Origin of the sequence: Arthrobacter sp. H20 (genome assembly GCF_000520515.1) — a bacterium.
GTDB lineage: Bacteria > Actinomycetota > Actinomycetes > Actinomycetales > Micrococcaceae > Arthrobacter_D.
This window is the reverse complement of record NZ_KI914732.1, coordinates 16,870-23,060: the sequence shown is the minus strand read 5'-3', so window position 1 is coordinate 23,060 and position 6,191 is coordinate 16,870. Positions and strand designations below refer to the sequence as shown.

Genomic DNA, 6,191 nt, shown 5'->3' with positions numbered 1-6,191 from the left:
CCGCCATAATAACGGCGGCCCGGGTAGCCTTCGGCGTACTTGTTGGTGAGCACCGAACCCTGGGCCTGCATGACCGCAACCGGGGTGTGGTTCTCGGAGGCGATCATTTCCAGCCCGTTCCGTTGCCGGGTGAGCTCGGCGTCGATGCTGGCCGCCACCTCGGGGTCGAGTTCGGCGAGTGAGCCGTTCAGGTGCCCGATGGTGTCGATCTGACGAAGACCGCTCATGCGTCGATACCGTTCTTCTGGGCATATTCCTCTGCGGAGAGGAGCGGGCCTTCGCTGGCGACGTCAACCTTGAATAGCCAGCCAGCCCCGTACGGGTCCTCGTTCAGGACACCTGGATTGTCGATGGCATTCTGGTTGATCTCGGTGACCTCGCCGGTCACTGGGGCGTAGAGGTCTGACACAGATTTGGTCGACTCGATCTCGCCGCAGCTTTCACCAGCCGTGATTGCGGCGCCCACCTCTGGAAGGCTGACGTAGACGACGTCGCCCAGCGCATCAGCGGCGATGGCCGACACGCCGACGGTGGCGGGGGAGCCAGCTGTGGCATCGATCCACTCGTGTTCGGCTGAGTAACGGAGTCCTGACTTTATGAAGCTCACGTGGGTATATGCCTTTCAGGGTATGTAAAGCTAGCCTATTTCTGGCGGCTGTAGAACGGGGTGGAAACTACGGTGAAGAGCTCCGGCTTCCCCCGAAGGTCAACGTGCACCTCAGTGCCCGGCTCAGCGAGCTCGATGGCCACATAAGCCATTGCTACGGGGTAACCCAGGGTGGGGCTGGGCAGGCCCGACGTCACGGTCCCAACTACTGAGCCGTCGACGACGACGTCGTACCCTGCCCGTGCCGATCGACGGCCGGCGCCTTGCAAGCCGACCAGCTTCCGTTGAAGCCGGGCCTCCTTGAGGGGCTCCAGTACTGACCGTCCAACAAAGTTGTCGGACTTTTTCAGGCTCACGATTCCGCCCAGTCCCGCCTCGAATGGGTTGGTATCCAGTCCCAGTTCGTTGCCGTAGAGCGGCATGCCTGCCTCCAGACGAAGCGAGTCCCGGGAGGCGAGACCGCAGGGCGCCAGCTTGTGCTGGACCCCTGCTTCCGCCACTGCCTTCCACAGGTGCACCGCCTGTGCGTTGTTGATGAACAGTTCGAAGCCGTCCTCGCCCGTGTATCCGGTGCGGGCCAGAAGGACCTGCAGCCCAGCAAGTTCCACCTCGACGGCTGCGTAGTAGCGCAGGTCAGTGATGAGTTGGCGGGATGACTCTGCAGCGATCTCCAGCAGAATCGCTTCAGCGGCTGGCCCCTGGACGGCGATCAGCGCGGTGTTCTCCGACTCGTCGTCAACAGTCACGGTGAAATCGACAGCCCGATCCTTCAGCGCGGCAGCGACTGTATCGGCGTTGCTGGCGTTGGGCACCACGAGGAACCTGTCCTCCGCACGACGATAAACAATCAGGTCATCGATGACGCCGCCGTCCTCGGAGCAGATCAGCGAATACTTTGCTTTCCCGACGGCGATAGCGGCCAGGTTGCCTACCAGCGCATAGTTCAGGAATTCGGCTGCCTGCCCTCCGGTGACCCAGACCTCGCCCATGTGGGAGAGATCGAAGAGTCCAGCAGCGCGCCGGACAGTGTGGTGTTCTTCGAGTTCACTGCGGTACTTGAGGGGCATCTGCCACCCACCGAAGTCGGTAAAGCTTGCTCCGAGCAGTTCATGCTGGGCGTAGAGGGCTGTCTGCTTGGTCATGGGTAATCCTTCCAGTCGAGCATCCTAAATCGTCCCGACGGGCCGGCGGCCGGTCGGGTGACGGGCTTCAGTCTTCGAAGTCCTCGATTGGCGGGCAGGAGCACACCAGGTTGCGGTCGCCGTGTGCGCCATCAATGCGGCGGACCGGCGGGAAATACTTGTTGTGCTTCAGGGAACGCAGCGGGTAGGCGGCAAGTTCTCGGGGATACGCCTGCTCCCAGGTATCGCTGATGAGCGCGAAGGCGGTGTGCGGCGCCTGGCGGAGCGGACTTTCCTCAAGTGTGTACTCGCCCGCCTTGACCTGGTCAATTTCGCCCTTGATGGCGACCATAGCCTCAATGAAGCGGTCCAGCTCGCCAATATCCTCGGACTCGGTGGGCTCAACCATCAGGGTGCCGGCCACGGGGAAGCTGAGCGTCGGTGCGTGGAAGCCGTAGTCGATGAGGCGTTTGGCGACGTCCTCTGCGGTCACTCCTGTCGCTGCGGTCAACGGCCGCAGGTCAAGGATGCACTCGTGCGCCACCAGACCCTTCTCCCCGGAGTAGAGCAACGGGAAGTGCTCGGTGAGGCGCGCCGCAACGTAATTGGCGGCCAACAGTGCATGACCTGTGGCTGAGGTGAGGCCTTCGGCGCCCATCAGGGCGACGTAGGCCCAGGAAATCGGCAGCACACCAGCTGACCCGTACCGCGAGGCGGAGATGGGAACCCCGGCGGAGCCTGGTTCCGGCGCTGCAGCGTCCCCGGGAAGGAATGGTGCCAGATGCCCTGCCACTGCGACAGGGCCTACGCCCGGGCCACCACCGCCATGGGGGATGCAGAAGGTCTTGTGCAGGTTCAGGTGCGAAACGTCGCCGCCGAACTCGCCTGGCTTCGCGAGTCCCACCAGCGCGTTAAGGTTGGCACCGTCAATGTAGACTTGGCCGCCGGCCTCGTGCACCTCGCCGCAGACCCACCGGACGTCTTCTTCAAACACGCCGTGAGTGGACGGGTAGGTGATCATGATGGCCGAGAGCTGCTCGGCGTGCTGCGCGATCCTTGCGGTGAGGTCGTCGTGGTCAATGTTGCCGTTGTCAGCGGTCTTGACCACCACCACCTTCATCCCTGCGAGGACTGCTGACGCCGCGTTGGTCCCGTGGGCTGAGGAAGGGATCAGGCAGACGTTGCGATCCTGGTCCCCACGGGACAGGTGGTAGCCGCGGATCGCTAGCAGCCCGGCCAATTCACCCTGTGAACCAGCGTTGGGCTGGATCGAAACCTTGGCGTACCCGGTGATCTCAGCGAGTTTGTCCTCAAGATCATTAATGAGCCAACGCCAGCCCTCGGTCTGGTGTGCCGGGGCGAACGGGTGGATGGTGGCGAATTCCGGCCAGGAAATGGGCTCCATCTCTACTGTGGCGTTGAGCTTCATGGTGCACGAACCCAACGGAATCATGGTGCGATCCAGAGCCAGGTCCTTGTCGGAGAGCCGGCGCAGGTACCGCAGCAACTGGGTTTCTGAGCGGTGACTGGAGAAGACTGGGTGCGTCAGGTAGGTCGAGGTACGGAGCAGATTGGCGGGTACGCCGGCAGTCCCGGTGTCATGGTCAGCCACCTTGTCGGCGCCGAAGACACCGGCGAGAGCGATGAGGTGTTCATCGGTGGTGGTCTCGTCGCAGGAGACACCGAGGTGATCCTCATCGACAAATCGAAGGTTGATCCCTGCCACCTCAGCCTTGGTCAGGAACTCCTGCGCCCTGCCGGGGACGTTGAGCAGCAATGTGTCGAAGTAGTCGGCGTGGACCACAGTTATCGTGTCGGCGAGTGTCGATGCCAGGCGCGTGGCGTGATCATGCACCCGCTCGGCGATCGCCTTGAGTCCCTCGGGCCCATGGTAGACCGCGTACATGCTGGCGACGATGGCCAGGAGCGCCTGTGCGGTACAGATGTTCGAGGTCGCCTTCTCGCGCCGGATGTGCTGCTCGCGGGTCTGGAGCGCCAGACGGTAGGCGGGGGCGCCGTCGGCATCCTTGGACACCCCGACCAGCCGACCGGGAAGCATCCGTTCAAGGCCTTTGCGCACCGCCATGTACGCGGCGTGGGGGCCACCGAAGAAGAGTGGGACACCGAAACGCTGGGCTGACCCGACGGCGATGTCAGCGTCCTGCTCCCCCGGGGGTGTGATGAGGGTGAGAGCCAACAGGTCGGCGGCCACCGTAACGAGCGCGCCGCCGTCGTGCGCCGCAGCAATCAGCGACCGGTGATCGCGGAGGGCGCCCGAGGCGCCCGGCTGCTGGAGGATGACACCGTTGACGTCGCCGTCAGGCATGCCCTGGGCCAGGTCGGCGACCTCGACCTCGAACCCTAGCGCCTCAGCGCGGCCACGGACGACGGCGATCGTCTGGGGCAGGCAGTCGGCGTCGAGAACTGTCTTTCCCTTGTTCTTGCCGGACCGGCGCATCAGCAGTGCTGCCTCAGCAACCGCCGAAGCTTCGTCAAGCAGGGAGGCGTTGGCGATCGGAAGGGCTGTGAGGTCCTGCACCATGGTCTGGAAGTTCAGGAGCGCCTCCAGGCGGCCCTGCGAAATTTCGGGTTGGTACGGGGTATAGGCGGTGTACCAGGCGGGGGCTTCCAGGACGTTGCGGCGGATCACCGGTGGCGTCACGGTGTCGAAATAGCCCTGCCCGATCATCTGGACGGCAGTCGTGTTCCGGCCAGCGATCGCGCGCAACTGGGCGAGTACCTGTGACTCGCTCAACGCGGCAGGGAGATCAAGGGCCTCGTTGGAGCGAATGTTTGCGGGCACCGCCACTTCAACCAGCTTGTCGAGGCTCGGGTAGCCGAGAGTGGTGAGCATCTGGGCTGCGTCGGCTGAGCGTGGCCCGATGTGGCGGTCGGCGAAGGTCGATTCGGTGAGGGGCTGAGCGGTCATGGGAACTCCCTTGATGAGGTCCGGGCGGCGGCGTCTGCCCGGATGGTGGTGAGTTCCTCCCCGCTCTGTATGGGACCTGAGAGATTCCGCAGGTCTAGATGCCTGCTTGCACCGTCGGTGAGGAGGACCTGGATGTGCCCACCTGCTTTCCAGAGTTGCCTAGCCGCAGCGGTACTGGGCCTGAGAGATTCCTGGGGAGGATTTGCTCCTACGGCGCCTGCCGGAGTGTGTGTCTACGGAAGTACTCTCCCGCTGCAGATCAAGGGCTATTGAATTGTAAGAATCGTGATCTAGCTTACTAGGCGGTGTGCGTGAGCGCCAAAAACTGCTCGGCTGTGTTTCGACGGGCTGGCCGGACGTCAACCCATTTTTGCCGCACCCACGCCAAGCGGCGGAACCGCCAGCCCAAAGACCTGCTTCAAGGCCAACCGCGCCGCATGGAGCCCACCCATGCCGTGGACGCCCGGACCGGGCGGCGTCGATGCTGAACACAGGTACACCCCGTCCAACGGAGTCCGCCACGGGGCCGTTGAGAGCACCGGGCGAGCGAGCAGCTGGCCAAGCGTGACTGCTCCGCCCCCGAAGTCTCCCCCAACATAGTTGGCGTTGGAGGCCGCCAACTCGGCCGCCGTCGTCGTGAAGGAGCGCACGACGACGTCGCGGAAGCCGGGAGCAAACCGTTCGATCTGCGCGGTGATAGCGCCGGCCATGTCGCGGGTGGAGCCGCTGGGCACGTGGCAGTAGGTCCAGAGGATGTGGCTGCCGGCCGGCGCACGTGAAGGGTCAAACAGCGACGGCTGGGAAAGCAGCACATAAGGGCTTTCCGGGTGTTTTCCTGCGGCCACCTGGGCTTCGGACGCAGCAATTTCCGGGCGGGAGCCACCCAGATGCACAGTTCCAGCACGCGCCACCTCGGTATTGCTCCATGGCACCGGCCCGGAGAGGATGAAGGCCACCTTGCAGGCGCCGTCGCCGAACCGGAAACGCTCAAGCGCCCGTTCATACGTCCGCGGAAGCTGCCCCTCCGCGAGCCGAAGCAGCGACGGTGGCGTCACGTCCAGGAGAACTGCTGGCACTCCGCTGAGCTCGGACAGTGACCGAACGGTATGGTCAGGAACAATTTCGCCGCCGTGCGCCCGGATGTCCTCGACCATGGCATTGACGATCGACTGCGAACCGCCGAGTGGGATAGGCCATCCGCCAGCATGGGCCAACGCTCCCAGCGCCAGTCCGGCTCCGGCCGAGGGCAAGGACGGAAGAGTACCTACCGGATGCGCGGCGACGCCAGTGAACAGGGCTGCAGCTGCGTCGGTGCTGAACCGCCGGTTCCATAGCGGCGTTCCCTGGTCCAGCGCGGCCAGCCCGAACCTGGCTGCCGCCACCGGGTGCCGGGGAATACGCAGGAGCTGGTTCAACGCGACATCGAGAGTGCCCCCAATGTTCCGCACCAACGGCTCCATGAGTCGGCGATAGGCGGGGCCATCTGGGCCGAGGCCATCGATCGTGCGCTGAAGGTCACGGAACGCGACGGCGG

4 protein-coding genes, 1 pseudogene and 1 riboswitch are annotated in these 6,191 nt (G+C 64.2%); all 5 genes and pseudogenes read right to left on the bottom strand.

Features of this window, described 5'->3' with window-relative positions; all coding sequences use genetic code 11:
• Positions 1-227, bottom strand: a pseudogene (locus Y703_RS19215) (serine hydroxymethyltransferase); the annotation flags it as partial.
• Complete coding sequence (gene gcvH / locus Y703_RS0110065; RefSeq protein WP_026552599.1) at positions 224-607, bottom strand: glycine cleavage system protein GcvH; 384 nt, start codon at positions 605-607, stop codon at positions 224-226. The pseudogene Y703_RS19215 and the gene gcvH, both read right to left, overlap by 4 nt.
• Positions 608-642: 35 nt before the next feature.
• Positions 643-1,749 carry a glycine cleavage system aminomethyltransferase GcvT gene (gcvT, locus tag Y703_RS0110060; RefSeq protein WP_026552598.1) on the bottom strand — a complete coding sequence of 369 codons (1,107 nt, stop codon included), beginning with the start codon at positions 1,747-1,749 and terminating at the stop codon, positions 643-645.
• Between the two features lie 67 nt (positions 1,750-1,816).
• Positions 1,817-4,657: an aminomethyl-transferring glycine dehydrogenase gene (gene gcvP, locus Y703_RS0110055; RefSeq protein WP_026552597.1), complete on the bottom strand. Its 2,841-nt coding sequence runs from the start codon at positions 4,655-4,657 to the stop codon at positions 1,817-1,819.
• A gap of 159 nt (positions 4,658-4,816) precedes the next feature.
• Positions 4,817-4,919: riboswitch (glycine riboswitch) on the bottom strand.
• 97 nt (positions 4,920-5,016) lie between these two features.
• Positions 5,017-6,191, bottom strand: a 1,175-nt coding sequence (locus Y703_RS19210) for a phytoene desaturase family protein (protein ID WP_035764582.1), incomplete at its 5' end; no start/stop codon positions are given.

Excerpts from the sequence above, each read along its gene's own strand:
- gcvT (WP_026552598.1), bottom strand. The coding sequence starts at position 1,749 with ATGACCAAGCAGACAGCCCTCTACGCCCAGCATGAACTGCTCGGAGCA.
- gcvP (WP_026552597.1), bottom strand. The coding sequence starts at position 4,657 with ATGACCGCTCAGCCCCTCACCGAATCGACCTTCGCCGACCGCCACATC.